We start from the raw sequence: 18256 nt of genomic DNA, 5'->3' as shown, positions 1-18256 counted from the left end.
GGGCCCGGTGCCCTCTCGCACCGGCGGCGCCCGTTCGCCCGCCGGTGCGTCCGCGGGCGAACGTACGGGCCCTGACAGCGGCCGTCCGGGCGCCCGGCTCCCCGGCGCTCACTCCGTGCGCAGGCCGTCCGGGCGCACCAGGCGCAGCAGCGGCGGCAGGCTGAGCAGGGTCACCAGGACGACCACGCCGGCGCCGGCGCCGGTCATGCCCGCCACCGAGGCCCAGTCCACCCGGACGGGCCGGCCCGCCATCCGCACCAGCACCGCACCGAGGCCGATCCCGACCACCGCCGCCAGGCCGAGGCCGAGCCCGATCGGCAGGGCCGTCTGCCACAGCACCGACAGGCTCAGGGTGGAGCGCTTGGTGCCGAAGGCGACGAGGGAGGACAGCAGCGCGCGGCGCTCGCGCAGCTGCTCCAACTGCTGGACCAGCAGGCTCGCGCCGATCAGGACGAGCACACCGACCGCTCCGAAGAACAGCCCGACGCGGATCGTGGAGTACGGACCGGCCTGCCGGGTCGCCTTCAGGGTCATCGCGGTGGCGAACGGGTCCGCCTTGAACGCGGCGGTGCGGACCCGGTCCAGCGCGTCCGGCACGGAGTCGTCGAGCTGGACGAAGATCTGCGCGGACTGGGCCACCTGCACGCCCTTCGGTGCCGCGGCCGGCGTCACCAGCAGGCCCGTGCGCAGGTGGCCGACGGGGTCCTCGCGGCTGGCGACGGTGCGGGCGGTGGCCGGGAGGGTCCAGGCGACCGCCTTCTCGGCGTCCGGTGTTCCGTCGTCGTAGCCCATGACGTTGCCGGCGTGGAGGCGGTCGCCCGGCTTGGCCGTGGTCCCGTACGTGCCGGTGTCCGGTGAGGGAGAACCGGTCAGGACGAACGCGTCGCCGTCCGCGCAGGAGTCGAGCACCGCCACCTCGCGCAGCGCCTCGCAGGTCCCGGCCGTGACGGGGATCCCCCGGTCGGCCGCGGGGATCTGGTGGGCGGCGTCGAAGGTGGTCAGCGGCACGGTCCTGGAGATGCCCCGCGTACCGGAGATCTCCTGGGCGAGGGCGTTCACCCGGGACTCGGTGCCGCTGTGCATCAGGATCGAGACCGAGGCCCGGGCGGGGTCCTCGCCCGTGTCCTTCGTGTAGCCGCCCTCGACGCCGGTGAACAGCATCTGGAGGGCGACGGCCCCGGCGACGGCGACCGCGATGCCGTTGACCGGGCGGGCGGCGGCCCCGCTGCCGACCTGGAGGCGGCGTACGGCCAGCTGCCAGGAGACCGGGCCGCCGGACAGGCCGCCGACGAACCGTTCCAGCAGCCAGGGCAGCAGGGCGGTGATCCCGACGAGGAGCAGTACGACGCCGGCGGTGACCTGCCACGCGTTGAAGTAGCCGTTCTCCCCGCCGCGGCCCATCAGCGGCACGAGCAGGGCCAGTCCGCCGAGGGGCGGCAGCAGCCGCCACCAGACGCGCCGCTTGCGGGGCGTGGCCGTCCGTACGACGCCGAGCGGTTCGATGACGACACCGCGCAGGGCGAGCAGGGTCACGGCGACGGCCGCGGCGGGCACCGCGACGGAGACGAGTACGACCAGCCACGGCGTCGGGTCGAGGTCGGCCGGGAAGACACTGCGCTGCGCGACGGTGAGACCGCCGACCAGCCGCCGGCCGATCAGGAAGAAGCCGGCCCCGAGCACCAGACCGACCAGGGAACCGGCCAGCGCCTCGCCGGCGGCGATCCGGCGGACCGTACGGCCGTCGGCGCCCACGAGCCGCAGTGCGGCCAGCCGGCGGTCGCGCCGCTCCCCGCCGAAGCGGACGGCTGCGGCGATGAACACGGCGACGGGCATGAGGAGGGTGACGAAGGTCAGCACGATCAGCAGCATCATCACCGGGTCGAGCTTCGGCGCCTCCAGGGTGTTGGCGAAGCCGGTGACCCGCTGGACGCGGTGGTCGGCGGGGTCGGTCTTCGCCAGCTTGTCGCTGCCCAGGTAGAAGAGGAGCTCGCCCGGACCGACCAGGCCGGCGTCGGCGATGACCTGGGTGATCGGGCCGTCGAGGCGCTCGCGCAGCAGCGTGCCGTCCGCCGAGCGCAGCAGCGCGTCCAGGGCGGGGGAGACGGCCAGTTCGCCGACGCCGGGGATCCGTTCCAGGCCCGGCGGGACCGGTGCCTGCGGCCCCTCGGCGAGAACCAGGGAGCCGTCGATGTCCAGGCCGCGGTACGTCGTGTCGCTGTTCGCGACGAGCAGGCTGTCGGCGCGCGGTCCGTCGGCGGTGGGCGCGGTCAGCGTGGAGCGGGCGTCGCCGCGCTCGTTGCGGGCGGCGAGCGCACCGGGCAGCGCGGTGGTCAGGAGCAGCAGTGCGACGCCGAGGCCGACGCCCACGCCGGTGAGCGTGGTGCGGGTCCAGCCTTCGCGGCCGCCGCCAAAGGCGAAGCGGACGCCCATGGCGAGGTCGCGGGTCCAGGTGCGGAGCGTGCTCATACGATCCGCTCCATGTCGCGGGACTTGCCGTCGCGCACGACGATCTCGCGGTCGGAGTAGGCGGCCACGCGGGTCTCGTGCGTGACGAGGACGACCGCCGCGTTGGCGGAACGGGCGGCCTCGGTCAGCAGCTGCATGACGAGCTCGCCGTTGAGGGAGTCCAGGGCGCCGGTCGGCTCGTCGGCGAAGATCACCCGGGGCCCGGTGACCAGGGCGCGGGCCACGGCGACGCGCTGGCCCTGGCCGCCGGAGACCTCGCCGGGGCGCTTGGCCCCGAGGTCCTCGACCTGGAGCCGCTCCATCCAGTGCAGGGCGCGGGCCTCGGCCTCCTTGCGCTTGACGCCGGTCAGGCGGAGCGGGAGGGCGACGTTCTCGACGCAGGTCAGCTCCGGCACGAGCCGGCCGAACTGGAAGACGAAGCCGAACTCGCTGCGGCGCAGGGCGCTGCGCCGGCCGTCGTTCATGGCGGACAGTTCCTGCCCGGCGTACGTGATGGAGCCGGAGTCGGGCGTGACGATGCCGGCGAGGCAGTGCAGCAGCGTCGACTTGCCCGAGCCGGAGGGGCCCATGACGGCGACGACCTCGCCGGGGTGGATGGAGAACTCGGCGCCGTCGAGCGCGGCGGTGGGTCCGTACGCCTTCCGCAGGTCCGTGGCGGCGAGGAGCGAGCCGGCCGGGGTCATCGGCGTACCTCCAGGGCGAGCTGGTCGAGGCGGGCGGCGGTGAGTTCCAGCCACCGCAGGTCCGCTTCGAGGTGGAACAGGGCGTGGTCGCAGACCAGCTGGTCGGCGAGGTCGCCCTTGCGCTTGCGCTGGGTCAGGATGCGCATCAGGCGCAGGTGTTCCGCGCGCTGGGTGTCCAGGAGCCCGGCGGCGCCGCGGCCGGTGAGCAGGGCGAGGACGACCTTGGTGTAGAGGGTCGAGTGGAGGTACGGCTCGGGCTTCTCGGGCTGGGCGAGCCAGGCCTCGACGTCGGTGATGCCGGCGTCGGTGATGGCGTACCGCTTGCGGTCGGGACCGCCGCCGCTCTCGATCCCGTCGACCTCGACGAGGCCGTGCTTCAGGAGGCGGGACATGGTCGAGTAGACCTGCCCGTAGGCGAGCGGGCGGTCGTGGCCGAACTTCTCGTCGAAGGCGCGCTTGAGGTCGTAGCCGTGGCGCGGGCCGGCCTCCAGGAGGCCGAGCAGGGTGTGACCAATGGACATGCGGAGGACTGTACACGGGGTGTATACCCCCGGTGTATACGTGGTGGGTAGAGCTGGCCGGAAAGCGTCCTTCCGTGCAGATCGGCGGCACGGGTGTCACGATCCCGCACGGGACCGGGAGCGGGGCCGTACGCGGGCCGGGTCGGGCGCGCCGCGTCCGACCCCGCCCGCGCCGCCGCCCCCCTACCGTCGCCCGCCGCCCCCCGCCCGCCGGTCAGCCGCCGGCGGAGCCGGAGCCGGACTTCGGGGGGCGGCCGCGGCGTGGGAGGGGGCCGGGGCCCGGGGGGAGCCGGCCGGCCTCGGAGAGGGCGCGCCGCAGGAGGAACTCGATCTGGGCGTTCGCGCTGCGCAGCTCGTCGCCCGCCCAGCGGGCCAGCGCGTCGTACACCTGCGGGTCGAGGCGCAGCAGTACCTGCTTGCGTGCCTGCCGGCCCGCGGGCGGGCGCCCGGCCCCGGAGCCCGGGTCGGCCGGGGGCGGCGTGGCGTCGGGCGGGGTCACTGGTAGAGGGTGCCCGCGTTGATCACGGGCTGCGCGGCGCGGTCCCCGCAGAGGACCACCATCAGGTTGGAGACCATCGCGGCCTTGCGCTCCGCGTCCAGCTCCACGATGTCCTCTTCCTGCAGGCGGGTCAGGGCCAGTTCGACCATGCCCACCGCTCCTTCCACGATCTGCTTGCGGGCCGCGACGACCGCGCCCGCCTGCTGGCGCTGGAGCATCGCGGAGGCGATCTCCGGGGCGTAGGCGAGGTGCGTGAAGCGGGACTCGATGATGTGCACGCCGGCCGCCTCCACGCGGGCGTGCAGCTCGATCGCCAGCTTCTCGGTGATCTCCTCGGCGTTACCGCGCAGCGACAGGCCGCCCTCTTCGTGGGCGTCGTACGGGTACTCGATGGCGATGTGCCGGACCGCGGCCTCGGTCTGGGTCTCGACGAACTCGGTGAAGTCCTCGACCTCGAAGACGGCCCGCGCGGTGTCCTCGACCCGCCACACCACGACCGCCGCGAGCTCGATCGGGTTGCCGTACGCGTCGTTGACCTTCAGGACGGCCGTCTCGTGGTTGCGGGCCCGCGTGGAGATCATCCGGCGCGAGGTGAACGGGTTGACCCAGCGCAGCCCGTCCGTGCGGATGGTGCCCCGGTAGCGGCCGAACAGCTGCACCACGCGGGCCTGGCCCGGCGAGATCGTGTTCAGCCCGGTCATCGCGATGACCGAGGCGAGGGTCAGCAGGATGCCGCCCGCTATCAGTGCCGCCTTGGCGGCGGCGGCCGTGGCCAGGGCGCCGCCCGCGATCAGCCCCGCCCCGGCGACCACGCCCACCAGGCCCAGCAGCAGGGCCAGCCCGCCGCCGACGCTGTGTGCGGTGAACTCCCGTACGCCTTCCGGTGTGACGGCCTTGTTCGTCATGGTTCGCCCCGTTTCAGGTGGTGGCCGCCCCGTGGGCCGCCTAGCAAAGTGATATCACTTTTCTCCCGCACGGCAACCCTTCGGGCCCCACGTGCGTCGGTTCCACTGGTGTGGGTGCTGATTCTCACGTCCGAATTGGCAGGAATTGACCAAAGTTGACCATCCTTTGTCACAGCCTGCGGTGTTAGCTTCATGAGCTGACGTCGGGGGGGTAATCGAGCGGAGCGGGAGCGATGGGCCGAGCAGAAGTGCGTAAGGCGCAGCAGCAGCGCGGTGCGCGGCGCGCGCCGAGCGGACACGGCGAGGGCAACGGGAGCGCCGGCAAGCGCAGTGGCATAGGCCGGTTCTTCACCTGGAAGAAGGTCCTCGGCACGTTCCTCGGGGGAATCCTGCTCCTCATGACGGCCGCGGTCGTCCTCTACTTCTCCGTGAACGAGCCCTCCGACCCGAACAAGCTGGCCGTTCAGCAGAGCAACACCTACAAGTGGTCCGACGGAACGGTCATGGCCCGCGTCGGCGAGACGAACCGCTCGATCGTGCCGATCGACAAGATCCCGGAAGACGTCCGGACCGCGTTCATCGCCATCGAGAACAAGTCCTTCTACCAGGACCGCGGCATCGACGTGATGGGCCTGGCCCGCGGCCTGTTCAACACCGCCACGGGCAAGGGCAAGGCCGGCGGCTCCACGATCACCCAGCAGTACGTCAAGAACTACTACCTGACCCAGGACCAGTCGGCGACGCGCAAGCTGCGGGAACTCGTGATCTCCCTCAAGGTCGACCAGCGGCTGGAGAAGAACGACATCCTCGCCGGTTACCTGAACACCAACTTCTACGGCCGCAACGCGTACGGCATCCAGGCCGCGGCCCAGGCCTACTACGGCGTCGACGCCGACAAGCTGACGCTGGAGCAGGGCGCCTACCTCGCCGCCGTCATCCAGGCCCCCAGCCAGTACGACTGGGCGACCGCCGGGCCGAACGGCAAGAACCTGGTCATGATCCGCTTCAACGCCGTCCTCGACAACATGGTCGAGATGGGCAAGCTGGACGAGGCCAAGCGCAAGGCCGTGGTCTTCCAGGAGCCCATCAAGCCCAAGCCCACCCCGGGCATGGACGGCCAGAAGGGCTACCTGGTCCAGGCGGCCGAGGCCGAGATGAACCGGCAGAAGATCACCGACGCCGAGATCGCGGCCGGCGGCTGGGAGATCACGCTCAACATCGACAAGAAGAAGCAGGACGCGCTGGAGAAGGCGGTCAACGAGGAGCTGGAGTCCAAGCTCGACCGCAAGGACACCAAGAACCGCCCCCAGGACCAGAGCGTCCAGGCCGGCGCCACCTCCGTGGACCCCAAGACCGGCGCCATCGTCGCGATGTACGGCGGGACGGGTCTGGCGGACAAGGACCGGAGCAACGCCCTGCGCGAGGACTACCAGCCGGGGTCGACCTTCAAGCCGGTCGTGCTGGCCTCCGCGCTGGAGACCGGCGCGACCACCCAGTCCGGCAAGCCGATCACCCCGAACGCCCTCTACGACGGCACCAGCAAGCGCCCGGTCGTCGGCAGCAAGATCCCGTTCAACCCGCAGAACCAGGACGACAAGGACTTCGGCAAGGAGATCACCGTCCAGGAGGCCACCAACTTCTCGGTGAACTCCGTCTACGCGCAGATGATCGTCGACGTCACGCCGCCCGCCGTGAAGAAGACCGCCCTCGCCCTCGGCATGCGGGACCGCGAGGGATGGCCCGAGGACAAGCCGGCCATGTCGCTCGGCACGATGAGCGCGAACACCGTCGAGATGGCCGCCGTCTACGCCACCCTCGACAACCACGGCAAGAAGGTCACGCCGACCATCATCAAGTCCGCCGTGCACAAGGACCGCGAGTACACGCCCGAGGCGCCCATCGGCGGCCAGGCCGTCAGCCGCCAGACCGCCGACACCGTCACCAAGGTGCTCACCGGCGTCGTCAACGAGGGCTCCGGCAGCAAGGTCAAGAGCAGCGCCTACGAGGCGGCCGGCAAGACCGGCACCACCGAGTCCAACGTGGCCGGCTGGTTCACCGGCTACACCCCGGAACTCGTCACCGTCGTCGCGATGTTCGGCGAGGAGCCGGGCACCCACAAGCAGGTCACCCTGACCGGCACCGCCGGCGGCGGCCGCGCCGGTGGCTCCAGCTTCCCCGCCGAGATCTGGAAGACGTACACGCTGGCCGCGCTCAAGGGCGCCAAGACCGGCGAGTTCGACGTGTCGGAGGCGGAGATGGGCGCCCCCCAGGCGCCGTCCCGCAGCGCCTCCCCGTCGCCCACCCCGAGCCCCTCCGCCAGTCCGACGCCCCCGCCCAGCAGCAGCAGCCCGCCGGCGAGCAGCCCGAGCCCGACGAAGAGCGCCACCAAGTCGCCGGACCCGACGAAGAGCACCACGAAGTCGCCGGACCCGACGAAGAGCACCACCAAGTCGCCGGACCCGTCGAACAAGCCGCCGGACCCGCCGCTGTTCCCGCAGAACCCCGAACGGTGACAGCATGCCGCCCCGCAGCCTCCACGGCTGCGGGGCGGTGTCGTTTCCCGCGGGCGGTACGCCGGTCCGGCGCGTCAGCCGCCCGAGACGCCGGCCGCGATCCGGTCGCGGGACCGCGAACGCCGGGCTGCCCCCTCGCCCGCCCGGTCAGCGCCGCTCCTGCGCCCCCGGCAACGCGAGCTCGAACCAGACGACCTTTCCGCTGCTCAGCCGCGTGGCACCCCACCGGCGGGCCATCCGGTTGACCAGGAACAGCCCGCGGCCGCCCTCGTCGGTGTCCCGGGCCCGTCGCTGGCGCGGAAGCTGCGGCGAGTCGTCGCCGACCTCGCAGCGCAGGACGTCCGTCCGCAGCAGGCGCAGCGTCACGGGCCGTTCGGCGTACCGGACGGCATTGGTGACCACCTCGCTGACCAGCAGCTCCAGCGAGTCGCTCAGCTCCTCCAGGCCCCACCGCGTCAGCGCCCGGCGGGCGAACCGCCGGGCCCGGCCCGGAGCGGTCTCCTCCGGGTCCAGGAACCAGTACGCGACGTCGCTCGGCGCGATCCCCTCGAAGCGGGCCGCGAGCAGCGCGATGTCGTCGTCCCGGTCGCCCGGGCCGAGCATGTCCAGCACGTCGTCGCAGAGGGCCTCCAGCGGCGGCGGGTGGTCCAGGCCCGTCAGCTGGGCGGTCGTCGCCAGCCGCTCCCGCAGCTGCTCGATGCCGGTCCACACGTCGCGCAGCCGCGACTCCACCAGGCCGTCGGTGTACAGCAGCAGCGTGGCCCCGGCGGGAGCGTCCAGCTCCACCGCCTCGAAGTCCACGCCGCCCACGCCGATGGGGGCACCGGGCGGGACCCGCAGCACCTCGGCGCGGCCGCCCAGGTGCAGCAGCACGGGCGGCGGGTGGCCGGCGTTGGCGATGGTGATCCGGTGCGAGACGGGGTCATAGACCGCGTACAGGCAGGTGGCCATCCGGTCCGAACCGAGCCGCTGGGCCTGCTCGTCCAGGTGGTGCAGCACCTCGGCCGGCGGCAGGTCCAGCTGGGCCAGGGTCTGGGCGGTGGTGCGCAGCTGCCCCATGATCGCGGCGGAGGTCATGGAGTGGCCCATGACGTCGCCGACGACGAGCGCGACGCGGCTGCCGGGCAGCGGTATGGCGTCGTACCAGTCGCCGCCCACCCGGGCCGTCTCGGCGGCCGGCAGGTAGCGCGAGGCGAGCCGTACCCCGGTGGGCTGGGGCAGGCTGTCGGGCAGCATCGTGCGCTGCAGCTCGTCGGCGATGTACGCCTCCCGGCCGTACAGCACCGCCTTGTCGATGCCGAGGGCCGTGTGCGTGGCGAGCTGGGCGGCGACGAGGAGGTCGTTCTGCTCGAACGCGGGCCGCTCCGGGCTGCGCAGGAACACCGCCGCGCCGATCACCCGGCGGCGGCCGCGCAGCGGCGCGAGGACGGCCCGGTTGCCGCGCGGCAGCGGGTGGTCCGCCCCCAGCAGCTCGGGCAGCGCCGCCTTGGCGGCGGCGGAGGAGCCGAAGACGGGCCGCACGCCGCGCAGCACCTCGGCGAGCGCCCCGCCGGGCCGGATCTCGCACAACTCGGCGGCCGGCAGGTCACCCTGGAGGCCCAGCAGCGGCAACTGGCTGAAGTCGAGCTCGCCGGTGGCCCCCGCGGCCCCGGCGAGATCCACCCCCGCGCCGATCGTGCTGCCGATGTCCGTGAGGTCGTCGATCGGCCGCAGCCGGTCGGTGCGCCGCAGCCTTAAAACGACCGGGCCGACGGGACGCTCGTCCCCCACCGGGAGCGGGTCGCGCAGGTACACCAGGATGGCGTCCGAGAACGTCGGCACGGTGGCCCGGCACAGGCCGAGCACGATCTCGTCGAGGTCGATGCCCCGGGCGATCCGGCGGGTGGCGGCCCCGACGAAACGCAGCCGGTCCCCCTCGCGGCGGGCAGCGGTGTCCGCCGGGCCCGCCGGCACCCCGGTGCCGCCGCCGTGCCGCCCGTCGCCCGCGGCACCCTCCGGGGCGCCGCCGGGGCCCGCGGTGAGGCCCTGCGCCGCCCGGGCGTCCAGGTCCCGGCCGAGCGGTACGGGGCCTGCGGAGTCCGCCGCGTGGTGCGCGCCGCCGGACGGCGCCCCCTGGGCCGCGGGAGCGTCCCCGCGGCCGGGTGCCGGGGCCGCCGCCGGGCGCCGGCCCGGCGTGCCCGGGCCGCCGGAGGCGGCGGCCAGGCCGCGCGCGGCCTCGCCGTCCCGGGTGCGGGCGGCGGGGATCTCGGGCCGGGTCGCCTCCACGGCCGGGACCGCGGTCTTGCCGTGGCCGGGCTCGTCGCTGCCGGCGCCGCCCTGGGCGGCGGACGCCGCCGCGGCGCGACCCGCACCGCCGCGGGCCGGACCGGGGACGCCGGGGCCCGGCGCGGGAGCGGCCGGCGCGCCGGAGGCGAACGGCGCGGCGGAGCCGCCCGGGACCGGTGTCGCGGTCGCCGCGGCAGGCTGCGGGCCCTCCTGAGAGGTGGGGTACTCCGTCACGCGTGGAATTCCGTCCGTTTGCGCTCGATGTGCGCTGCACTCAACTCGGTCAGTCGCGGTATACCCGCTCAGCGGCCGGGACACCACCGCCCCGGACATCCTCCCCCAGACTTCGTCCGGGGATCCCGCCGCATTCGCCCGGCGGACCCCGCCCCCTCGTCAGTCAGTCCCGCCGGCCTCCGGTCAAGTCCCGTGTACGACAAGCCACTTCCGAATGCCCGGCCCGACCGGCACCGTCCCGCGCGCGCGACCTCGCGGAGGACGATCCTACGTTTGGACCCCGGGGGCGCATCAAGGGTCTCATGACGTCATGTGCGCCGGAGTGCGGTCCCAGTCCTCCGGGAGGGCCGGGACGGTCCACGACGGGTCCGGCCGCCAGTGCTGCCAGCCGTCGGAGAACGGCGGCCCCCACGAGGCGATCAGCTCCACCGCGGCCCGGCCCGCGTCCCGGACCCGCCGGGCCTGCGCCCGGTCCATCAGCCCGGCCCGCTGCGCCTGCGCGAACTCGTCCTCGTCCAGCCACGACCAGCTGCGGTCCGGGTGCACGGCGATGTCGAGGAAGTGGTCCTCGGAGTCGACCCCGCCCGCCCATCGGGCCCGGGGCTCCTCCAGGTTCACGTACCAGTTCTTGAACCGCCAGCCGCGCTCCCAGAACAGCCATACGGAGAACGGGTCCCCGGGCCGCGCCAGTTTCAGCACCCCGCTGCCGAACCAGCGGGAGCGCACGGTGGTCCGGGGCGCGGTGTAGCGCGTGGCGAGCGGTTCGGCGTGCACGGGCGTGCCGTCCGCCAGGACCGGCTTGACGCACTCGGTACCGGGGGCCATCCACACGGCCAGCAGCTCGTCGGTGTCCCGCACCACGGTGACGGGGCGGCAGATGTGCACCCCGCCGCGGGGGCCGTTGTCGCGGTAGCGTCAGAGGATCTGCTCCCCGGGCGCCCAGCGCGCGGCCCGCGGGCCGCCCCGCTCGGCGCCGCCCGCAGGCCGGAAAGTACCTGTCATGCGCAGATCTTAGGGCGGCGCCCCGCGCCCCCGCTGCGGTGCAGGTCACGGAGGGGTTCGGCGACGGGATTCGACCGGATCCGGACCCTGTGCGGGGGCGGGGGTGGCGCGTCAGGGGCGGGTCATGCGCAGCACGTCGAGGGCCTCGTCCAGCTGCTCCAGGGTGAGCGCGCCGCGGTCGACGTAGCCGGACTCCAGGACGACCTCCCGGATCGTCTTGCGTTCGGCGAGGGCCTTCTTGGCGACCTTGGCGGCCTCCTCGTAGCCGATGTAGCGGTTCAGCGGGGTCACCACGGAGGGCGAGGACTCGGCGTACTCCCTGGCCCGGGCGGTGTTGGCGGTGATTCCGTCCACCGTGCGGTCGGCGAGCAGGCGGCTCGCGCTGCCGAGCAGCCGGATCGATTCGAGGAGGTTCCTGGCCATCACCGGGAGCATCACGTTGAGCTCGAAGTTGCCGGCGGCGCCCGCGACGGCGACCGCGGCGTCGTTCCCCATCACCTGGGCGGCGACCATCAGTACGGCCTCCGGGATGACCGGATTGACCTTCCCGGGCATGATCGAGGAGCCCGGCTGGAGATCCGGGAGATTGATTTCGGCCAATCCGGTGCGCGGTCCGGAAGCCATCCAGCGCAGGTCGTTGGAGATCTTGGTGAGCGAGACGGCGACCGTACGGAGCATGCCCGAGGTCTCCACCAGCGCGTCCCGGGCGCCCTGGGCCTCGAAGTGGTTGCGGGCCTCGGTCAGCGGCAGCCCGGTGGCGGCGGCCACCTCGGCGATCACGGCGGCCGAGAAGCCGGGCGGGGTGTTGATCCCGGTGCCCACCGCGGTTCCGCCCAGCGGCAGTTCGGCCAGCCGGGGGAGGGCCGCGCGCAGCCGTTCGACGCCGTAGCGGATCTGGACGGCGTACCCGCCGAACTCCTGGCCCAGGGTGACGGGGGTGGCGTCCATCAGGTGCGTGCGGCCGGCCTTGACGACGTCGGTGAACTCCTCGGCCTTGCGCTCCATGGAGGCGGCGAGGTGCTCCAGGGCCGGGATCAGCGCGCCGGTGACGGCGGCGGTCGCGGCGATGTGGATGGAGGACGGGAAGACGTCGTTGGAGCTCTGCGAGGCGTTGACGTGGTCGTTGGGGTGCACCTCGCGGCCGAGCCGTTCGGCGGCCAGGGTCGCGATCACCTCGTTGGCGTTCATGTTGGACGAGGTGCCCGAGCCCGTCTGGAAGACGTCCACCGGGAAGTGGTCGTCCCAGCGGCCGTCGGCGACCTCCTCCGCCGCCGAACGGATCGCCTCGGCGATGTCCGGGTCGACGACGCCGAGGCGTGCGTTCACCACGGCGGCCGCGGCCTTGATGCGGGCGAGTGCGGCGATGTGGGCGTGTTCCAACCGCTGCCCCGAGACGGGGAAGTTCTCCACCGCGCGCTGGGTCTGGGCACGCCATTTGGCGTGCACCGGCACCTGTACGTCGCCCATGGAGTCGTGCTCGGTCCGGAACGCTTCGGCCTGCTGGTCTTCGGTCATGTTCGTGGCCTCCTCAAAAAGTTGAGCAATTGTCTTGTTCGAAGTGTTCCCAACTCCCCTACCGGCCAGTAAATACCGTGGGTAACACTGACATCCGGGGAGGCGTTCATGGCACGTGCCGTAACGAAGTCCAGGCTCAGATCTACCGTCGTCGCGGTCGCGGCGTTCGCGGCCGCCCTCGGGGGCGTCACCGCCGTCACCCCCATGGCCCAGGCGGCCGTCCCCGCCGCACCCGCGCCCGCCGCCGCGGCCACCCCCCTCCCGCCCGAACTGGAGGCGATCCGCGCCGCCGAGGCGGTACGGATCTACGGCGACGCGGCCGTACGGCCGCTGAACCAGCGCAAGACCGGCCTGATCTCACTGGGCGACAGCGAGATCTCGGGCGAGGGCGTCGGGAACTACGACCCCGCCACGAACACGCCGAACAACCAGTGCCACCGCTCGCCCGACGCGGCGATCCACCGCACCGGCATCCCGGCCGACCTCACCTTCAACGTCGCCTGCTCCGGCGGGTACACCGGCAACATCAGGATCGGCGGCTCCAAGCAGTACGCCGACGAGCTGGTGCAGAGCGACAGCCTGGCCATCAAAGCACGCAACACGAAGATCAAGATGGTCCTGCTGGTCGCCGGCGCCAACGACGACCTGCAGTTCGGCCCGGTCATGACCGACTGCGTGACCCGCTGGGTGCTCATCCAGGGCACCTGCGAGCCCAAGTACGCCCCCGGCTGGCAGGCGCGCGTCGACGGCCTGAAGCCCAAGGTGGAGGCCACCGTCGGCGACCTCAAGACGGTCATGCGCGACGCGGGCTACGCCGACACCGACTACAAACTGGTCGTCATGGGCTACCCCAGCCCCATCGGCCCCGACTTCCACGACAACCCCGCCTTCCCCGGCAAGCTCCCCGGAGGCTGCGCCGGATACGACTCCGACGCCACCTGGGGCCGCAACTACGCGGTGCCCGTCTTCGAGAAGGGCATGCGTGCCGCGGCCCTCGCCTCCGGCGCCGTCTACCTGGACAACTCCCGCCTCTTCCACGGCCACGAGGTCTGCATGGAGGACCCCTGGGCCCGCGGCCTCTACCTCGACCTCGCCGACCACTTCCCGTGGGACGAGAACACCGCCCGCCAGTCCTTCCACCCCAACTACCGCGGCCACGGCGCGTTCGCGTCCTGCCTGACCCAGCTCTACGCCTCCGGCCTGCGCGAGGCCTCCTGCGCCGACCCGGCGAGCACCGGCACCCCGGTCCTGCAGGCGGGAGCCTGGGACGACCTCTACAAGCCCCTGAGGAACGAGGCGACGGGCAACTGCCTCGACGCCTTCGGCGGCTCCACCGCGAACGGCACCAAGGTCGTGGGCTGGGACTGCCACGGCGGCCGCAACCAGACCTGGTGGTACGACGCGGCACGCGGGTCCGTCCACCTCGGACTGACCCAGGACCGCTGCCTGGACGCCCCCGGGGCCTACGGCGCCGGCACCGGCCTCGTCCTCTGGAACTGCCACGGCGGCGCCAACCAGCGCTACGTCCGCGACGGCGCCACCATCCGGCCCGCCGCAGCCCGGGGCATGTGCCTGAGCGTGGCCGCCGGCCACGACCCGCTGCGCCTGCAGACCTGCAACGGGTCCGCGAACCAGCGCTTCGCGTAACCGCCCCGCACCACCCGCCCCCACACCCGGCCGGCGCACCCCGGCCGGGTGTCACAGATCCCGTAGCAGCTTGCGCACCTCGCGCGGCCGGTTGGTGATCAGCGTGTCCACCCCGAGCCGCACGCACAGCTCCACGTCCTCCGGCTCGTCCACGGTCCACACCCGCACGGCCAGCCCCCGGGCCTTCAGCCGCCCCACCAGGGCCGGGTCGCGGCGCACGAGCTCGATGCCGGGGCCCGCGTGGGTCGCGTACGGCGGGCGCACCGGGCGCAGCCGCCGCTCCATCAGGTACACGGCGGGCAAGCCGGGCGCGAGCCGGTGCAGCCGGTTCAGGGCGGAGCGCGAGAAGCTCATCACCTCGACCCGGCCCGAGGCGCCGTCGGCCAGCCCGTGATCCCGCAGCACCCGCACCAGTTCGGCCTCCAGCAGGCCGCCCGTGCGCACCGGGTGCTTGGTCTCGACGGCGAGGCCGACCGGCCGGGGCGCGGACAGGGCCACCCGGAGCAGGTCCTCGAACAGCAGTACCCGGGCCCCGGCGTGCCCGTCGCCCTTCCAGGCCCCGAAGTCGAGCGCGGAGAGCTCCCCGTACGTCATCGCGGAGACCGCGCCCCGCCCGTCGGAGGTCCGCTCCACGCGCCGGTCGTGCACGCACACGAGCCGGCGGTCGGCGGTGAGCCGCACATCGCACTCCAGTGCGTCCGCGCCGTCCTCGACGGCCTGCCGGTAGGCGGCGAGGGTGTGCTCGGGGTGCTCGTGGGAGGCCCCGCGGTGGGCGATCACCCGGACGGTGCCGGCGGGCCGGGCGTTGCGGGAGGGGCGGATCGCGGTCATACGGAAATCCTTGCAAACCGGGGTGAACGGGCAACGGCGACGCCGTGTCCCCGACGTTAACCCGATGCGGCCCGCCTCCCGGCGCGGGCACAGTGGTGTCATGCCGAGATTCGCCACCGTGCCCTGCGCGCCCTGCCCACGCTGCGTCTTCCACGCCTGGCAGCTCGTCGAGGAGGGCCGGCTGGTCTGGCAGTCCGAGTGGGAGTGCGGCAGCTGCGGGTTCGGCGCCCCGGACGTCTGCAACCGCGACCACGGCACGGGGGTCCCGCCCGCGGACGTCCGCGAGGCGGTCGTGGCCCGCGAGGGCACGGTCCTGCTCCGTGTCGACGGCGCCCGCGCGGCGGCCCTGAAGGTCCTCCGGGACGTCCTCGGCCTGACGTTCCCGGAGCTCGCGGCCGTCGTCCGCGACGGGTACCGGGCCACCCCCGTGGAGGCCCGGCACCTGACGGACGCGCTGCACGGCGCCGGATGGCGCCCCTAGTTCGACGACCCCACGAGTCGGCCGCGGCGGGCGCTACAGGCCCGGGCCGCGCACCGGGATGTGGGTGAACGTCGGCTCCGGGGCCGGGTTCGTGAAGAAGTCGTTGCCCTTGTCGTCCACGACGATGAAGGCCGGGAAGTCCTCGACCTCGATCCGCCAGACCGCCTCCATGCCGAGCTCCTCGTATTCCAGGACCTCGACCTTCTTGATGCAGTCCTGCGCCAGCCGCGCCGCCGGGCCGCCGATCGAGCCGAGGTAGAAGCCGCCGTGCGTCCCGCACGCGTCCGTCACCTGCTGCGAGCGGTTGCCCTTGGCCAGCATGACCTTGGAGCCGCCCGCCGCCTGGAACTGCTCCACGTACGAGTCCATGCGGCCGGCCGTCGTCGGGCCGAAAGAGCCCGACGCGTAGCCCTCGGGGGTCTTCGCGGGGCCCGCGTAGTAGACCGGGTGGTCCTTCAGGTACTGCGGCATCTCCGCGCCCGAGTCCAGCAGCTCCTTGATCTTGGCGTGCGCGATGTCGCGCGCCACGACCAGCGGGCCGGTCAGCGACAGCCGGGTCTTGACCGGGTGCCGCGTCAGGGTCGCCAGGATCTCGTCCATCGGCCGGTTCAGGTCGATGGAGACGACGTCCGCCGCCTCGCTGAGGTGCTCGTCCGTGGTCTCCGGCAGGAAGCGCGCCGGGTCCGTCTCCAGCTGCTCCAGGAAGACGCCCTCGGCGGTGATCTTCGCGGTGGCCTGGCGGTCCGCCGAGCAGGACACGGCGATCGCCACGGGCAGCGAGGCCCCGTGGCGGGGCAGGCGCACCACGCGGACGTCGTGGCAGAAGTACTTGCCGCCGAACTGCGCCCCGATGCCGATCTTCTGGGTCAGCTCGAAGACCTGCTGCTCCAGTGCCTCGTCGCGGAAGCCGTGGCCGAGCGGGGAGCCCTCGCGGGGCAGCTCGTCCAGGTAGTGCGCGGAGGCGTACTTGGCGGTCTTGAGCGCGTGCTCGGCGGAGGTGCCGCCGACCACGATCGCCAGGTGGTAGGGCGGGCAGGCCGCCGTACCGAGCGAGCGGATCTTCTCCTCCAGGAACTTCATCATGGAGGCCTCGTTGAGGACCGCCTTGGTCTCCTGGTAGAGGAAGGACTTGTTCGCGGAGCCGCCGCCCTTGGCCATGAAGAGGAACTTGTACGCGCCGCCGTCGGTCGCGTACAGCTCGATCTGCGCGGGCAGGTTCGAGCCGGTGTTCTTCTCCTCCCACATGGTGACCGGGGCCATCTGCGAGTAGCGCAGGTTGAGGCGGGTGTAGGCGTCGAAGATGCCGCGCGAGAGCGCCGCCTCGTCGCCTCCCGAAGTCAGCACGTTCTGGCCGCGCTTGCCCATCACGATGGCCGTGCCCGTGTCCTGGCACATCGGCAGGACGCCGGCCGCCGCGATGTTCGCGTTCTTCAGCAGGTCCAGGGCGACGAACTTGTCGTTCGCGCTGGCCTCCGGGTCGTCGATGATGCGGCGCAGCTGCGCGAGGTGCGCGGGGCGCAGGAAGTGCTGGATGTCGTGGATCGCCTCTTCGGCGAGCTTGCGCAGCGCCTCCGGCTCCACCTTGAGGAACGTACGTCCGTCCGCCTCGAAGGTGGACACGCCCTCGGCGGTCACCAGCCGGTAGGGGGTGGTGTCCTCGCCCAGGGGCAGCAGGTCGGTGTACGCGAACTCCGGCATGGGGGCCATTCCTCACTCGGCAGACAGCACTGACGACCAATTGGCAGTGCAGTCCACCAGCGTAGGACCTCCCGGACGGGCGGTGCTTGTGAGGTAGGGCTCACTCGCCAGTATCGCGATCTATCGTGTCTCGCTATGCTGGGCGGCGTGGACCTGGAAAAGCGCCCCGCCGCCCCCGCCCCCGCCCCCGCACCCGCGCCCGCCCCGGCCCCGGTGCCCGCCTCCGCGCCCGCCCCGGCCCCCGGCGGGCTGCGCGCGTCCGACGCCGACCGGGACCGGATCGCCCAGATCCTCGGCGACGCCGTGGCCGAGGGGCGGCTGACCGCCGAGGAGCACTCCGAGCGCCTCGACGTGCTCTACGCCGTGAAGACGGTGGGGGAGCTGGACGTCCTCGTACGCGACCTGCCCGCGCCCGGCGGCGCCGCCGCACCCGTGAGCCCGCTCGGGTCCTCCGGCGCGTCGACGGGCCCGGCGGAGACGGTCGTCGCCGTGTGCAGCAGCTCCGCCCGCAGGGGCCGCTGGCGGCCGGGGGCGCACACCCGGGCCATCTCGGTGATGGGCGACATCAGCATCGATCTGACCGAGGCGGTCTTCGAGCAGCAGGTCACCGAGATCAACGTGACGTGCGTGCTCGGCAACGTCGAGGTCGTGGTCCCGGAGAACGTCACCCTGCGCGGCTACGGCAGCGGCGTCCTCGGCAACTTCGAGGTGCGCGGCGAGGCCCGCGGGGAAACGGATCCGCAGGCCCCGGTGGTGATCGTCCGCGGCTTCGCCCTCCTGGGCAACATCGAGGCGCGGCCGAAGCTGGGCTCCCGCCTGGTGGACCTGGCCCACAAGCTCCGCAAGCGGACGGACGGCTGAGCCGCCCGCGCCGGCTCACCTGCCGCCGCCTCGCGCCGCCCGCTCGCGCACCCCGCGCCGCCCGCGCGCACCTCGCGCCGCCCGCTCGCGCACCCCGCGCCGCCCGCGCGCACCCCGCGCCGCCCGCGCGCACCC

General features: G+C 73.1%; 13 protein-coding genes and 1 pseudogene. 4 read left to right on the top strand and 10 right to left on the bottom strand.

The window, feature by feature from the left end:
• Nucleotides 1-108: 108 nt before the first annotated feature.
• From ACFWW8_RS34000 to ACFWW8_RS33980, 5 genes are all read right to left on the bottom strand, one after another.
• Nucleotides 109-2466, bottom strand: a complete 2358-nt coding sequence (locus ACFWW8_RS34000; RefSeq protein ID WP_386535503.1) for an ABC transporter permease — start codon at nucleotides 2464-2466, stop codon at nucleotides 109-111.
• A complete protein-coding gene (locus tag ACFWW8_RS33995) occupies nucleotides 2463-3149 on the bottom strand; it encodes an ABC transporter ATP-binding protein (protein ID WP_386535500.1) in 687 nt (228 codons plus the stop codon). The genes ACFWW8_RS34000 and ACFWW8_RS33995 overlap by 4 nt, the downstream gene beginning before the upstream one ends.
• On the bottom strand, nucleotides 3146-3670 hold the full coding sequence (locus ACFWW8_RS33990) for a PadR family transcriptional regulator (protein ID WP_386535498.1): 525 nt from the start codon (nucleotides 3668-3670) through the stop codon (nucleotides 3146-3148). The genes ACFWW8_RS33995 and ACFWW8_RS33990 overlap by 4 nt, the downstream gene beginning before the upstream one ends.
• Nucleotides 3671-3884: 214 nt before the next feature.
• Complete coding sequence (locus ACFWW8_RS33985; RefSeq protein WP_386535495.1) at nucleotides 3885-4169, bottom strand: hypothetical protein; 285 nt, start codon at nucleotides 4167-4169, stop codon at nucleotides 3885-3887.
• Nucleotides 4166-5074, bottom strand: a complete 909-nt coding sequence (locus tag ACFWW8_RS33980) for an SPFH domain-containing protein (RefSeq protein ID WP_386535492.1) — start codon at nucleotides 5072-5074, stop codon at nucleotides 4166-4168. Before ACFWW8_RS33980 ends, ACFWW8_RS33985 begins: the two co-directional genes overlap by 4 nt.
• A gap of 233 nt (nucleotides 5075-5307) precedes the next feature.
• On the opposite strand from ACFWW8_RS33980, the gene ACFWW8_RS33975 reads away from it, so the two are divergent.
• Nucleotides 5308-7587 (top strand): transglycosylase domain-containing protein, encoded by a 2280-nt coding sequence (locus ACFWW8_RS33975; RefSeq protein ID WP_386535490.1) that lies wholly within the window; start codon nucleotides 5308-5310, stop codon nucleotides 7585-7587.
• Between the two features lie 147 nt (nucleotides 7588-7734).
• On the opposite strand, the gene ACFWW8_RS33970 is transcribed toward ACFWW8_RS33975, so the two are convergent.
• The 3 genes and pseudogenes from ACFWW8_RS33970 to ACFWW8_RS33960 all read right to left on the bottom strand — a co-directional run bounded on the left by ACFWW8_RS33970 (nucleotide 7735) and on the right by ACFWW8_RS33960 (nucleotide 12603).
• Nucleotides 7735-10086, bottom strand: a complete 2352-nt coding sequence (locus ACFWW8_RS33970) for a SpoIIE family protein phosphatase (protein WP_386535488.1) — start codon at nucleotides 10084-10086, stop codon at nucleotides 7735-7737.
• A 300-nt stretch (nucleotides 10087-10386) separates the two neighbouring features.
• Nucleotides 10387-11088, bottom strand: a pseudogene (locus tag ACFWW8_RS33965) (DUF402 domain-containing protein).
• A 111-nt stretch (nucleotides 11089-11199) separates the two neighbouring features.
• On the bottom strand, nucleotides 11200-12603 hold the full coding sequence (locus ACFWW8_RS33960) for a class II fumarate hydratase (protein ID WP_386535486.1): 1404 nt from the start codon (nucleotides 12601-12603) through the stop codon (nucleotides 11200-11202).
• Nucleotides 12604-12711: 108 nt separating this feature from the next.
• On the opposite strand from ACFWW8_RS33960, the gene ACFWW8_RS33955 reads away from it, so the two are divergent.
• Nucleotides 12712-14250, top strand: coding sequence for a ricin-type beta-trefoil lectin domain protein (locus tag ACFWW8_RS33955; RefSeq protein WP_386535484.1), 1539 nt, complete (start codon nucleotides 12712-12714; stop codon nucleotides 14248-14250).
• 51 nt (nucleotides 14251-14301) lie between these two features.
• On the opposite strand, the gene ACFWW8_RS33950 is transcribed toward ACFWW8_RS33955, so the two are convergent.
• A complete protein-coding gene (locus ACFWW8_RS33950) occupies nucleotides 14302-15081 on the bottom strand; it encodes a glycerophosphodiester phosphodiesterase (RefSeq protein WP_386535482.1) in 780 nt (259 codons plus the stop codon).
• A gap of 100 nt (nucleotides 15082-15181) precedes the next feature.
• Between ACFWW8_RS33950 and ACFWW8_RS33945 the strand changes: the two genes are divergently transcribed.
• Complete coding sequence (locus tag ACFWW8_RS33945; RefSeq protein ID WP_386535479.1) at nucleotides 15182-15562, top strand: hypothetical protein; 381 nt, start codon at nucleotides 15182-15184, stop codon at nucleotides 15560-15562.
• A gap of 33 nt (nucleotides 15563-15595) precedes the next feature.
• Here the strand turns inward: ACFWW8_RS33945 and ACFWW8_RS33940 are convergent, their stop codons facing one another.
• Complete coding sequence (locus tag ACFWW8_RS33940) at nucleotides 15596-17269, bottom strand: fumarate hydratase (RefSeq protein WP_386535476.1); 1674 nt, start codon at nucleotides 17267-17269, stop codon at nucleotides 15596-15598.
• Nucleotides 17270-17407: 138 nt separating this feature from the next.
• Here ACFWW8_RS33940 and ACFWW8_RS33935 point away from each other — a divergent pair, with 138 nt between their 5' ends.
• Nucleotides 17408-18121 carry a DUF1707 domain-containing protein gene (locus tag ACFWW8_RS33935; protein ID WP_386535473.1) on the top strand — a complete coding sequence of 238 codons (714 nt, stop codon included), beginning with the start codon at nucleotides 17408-17410 and terminating at the stop codon, nucleotides 18119-18121.
• Nucleotides 18122-18256: the final 135 nt, after the last annotated feature.

The organism is Streptomyces sp. NPDC058701, assembly GCF_042715295.1.
GTDB lineage: Bacteria > Actinomycetota > Actinomycetes > Streptomycetales > Streptomycetaceae > Streptomyces.
Note: the sequence above shows the minus strand (reverse complement) of the source record. Positions and strands in the feature narration are given on the sequence as shown.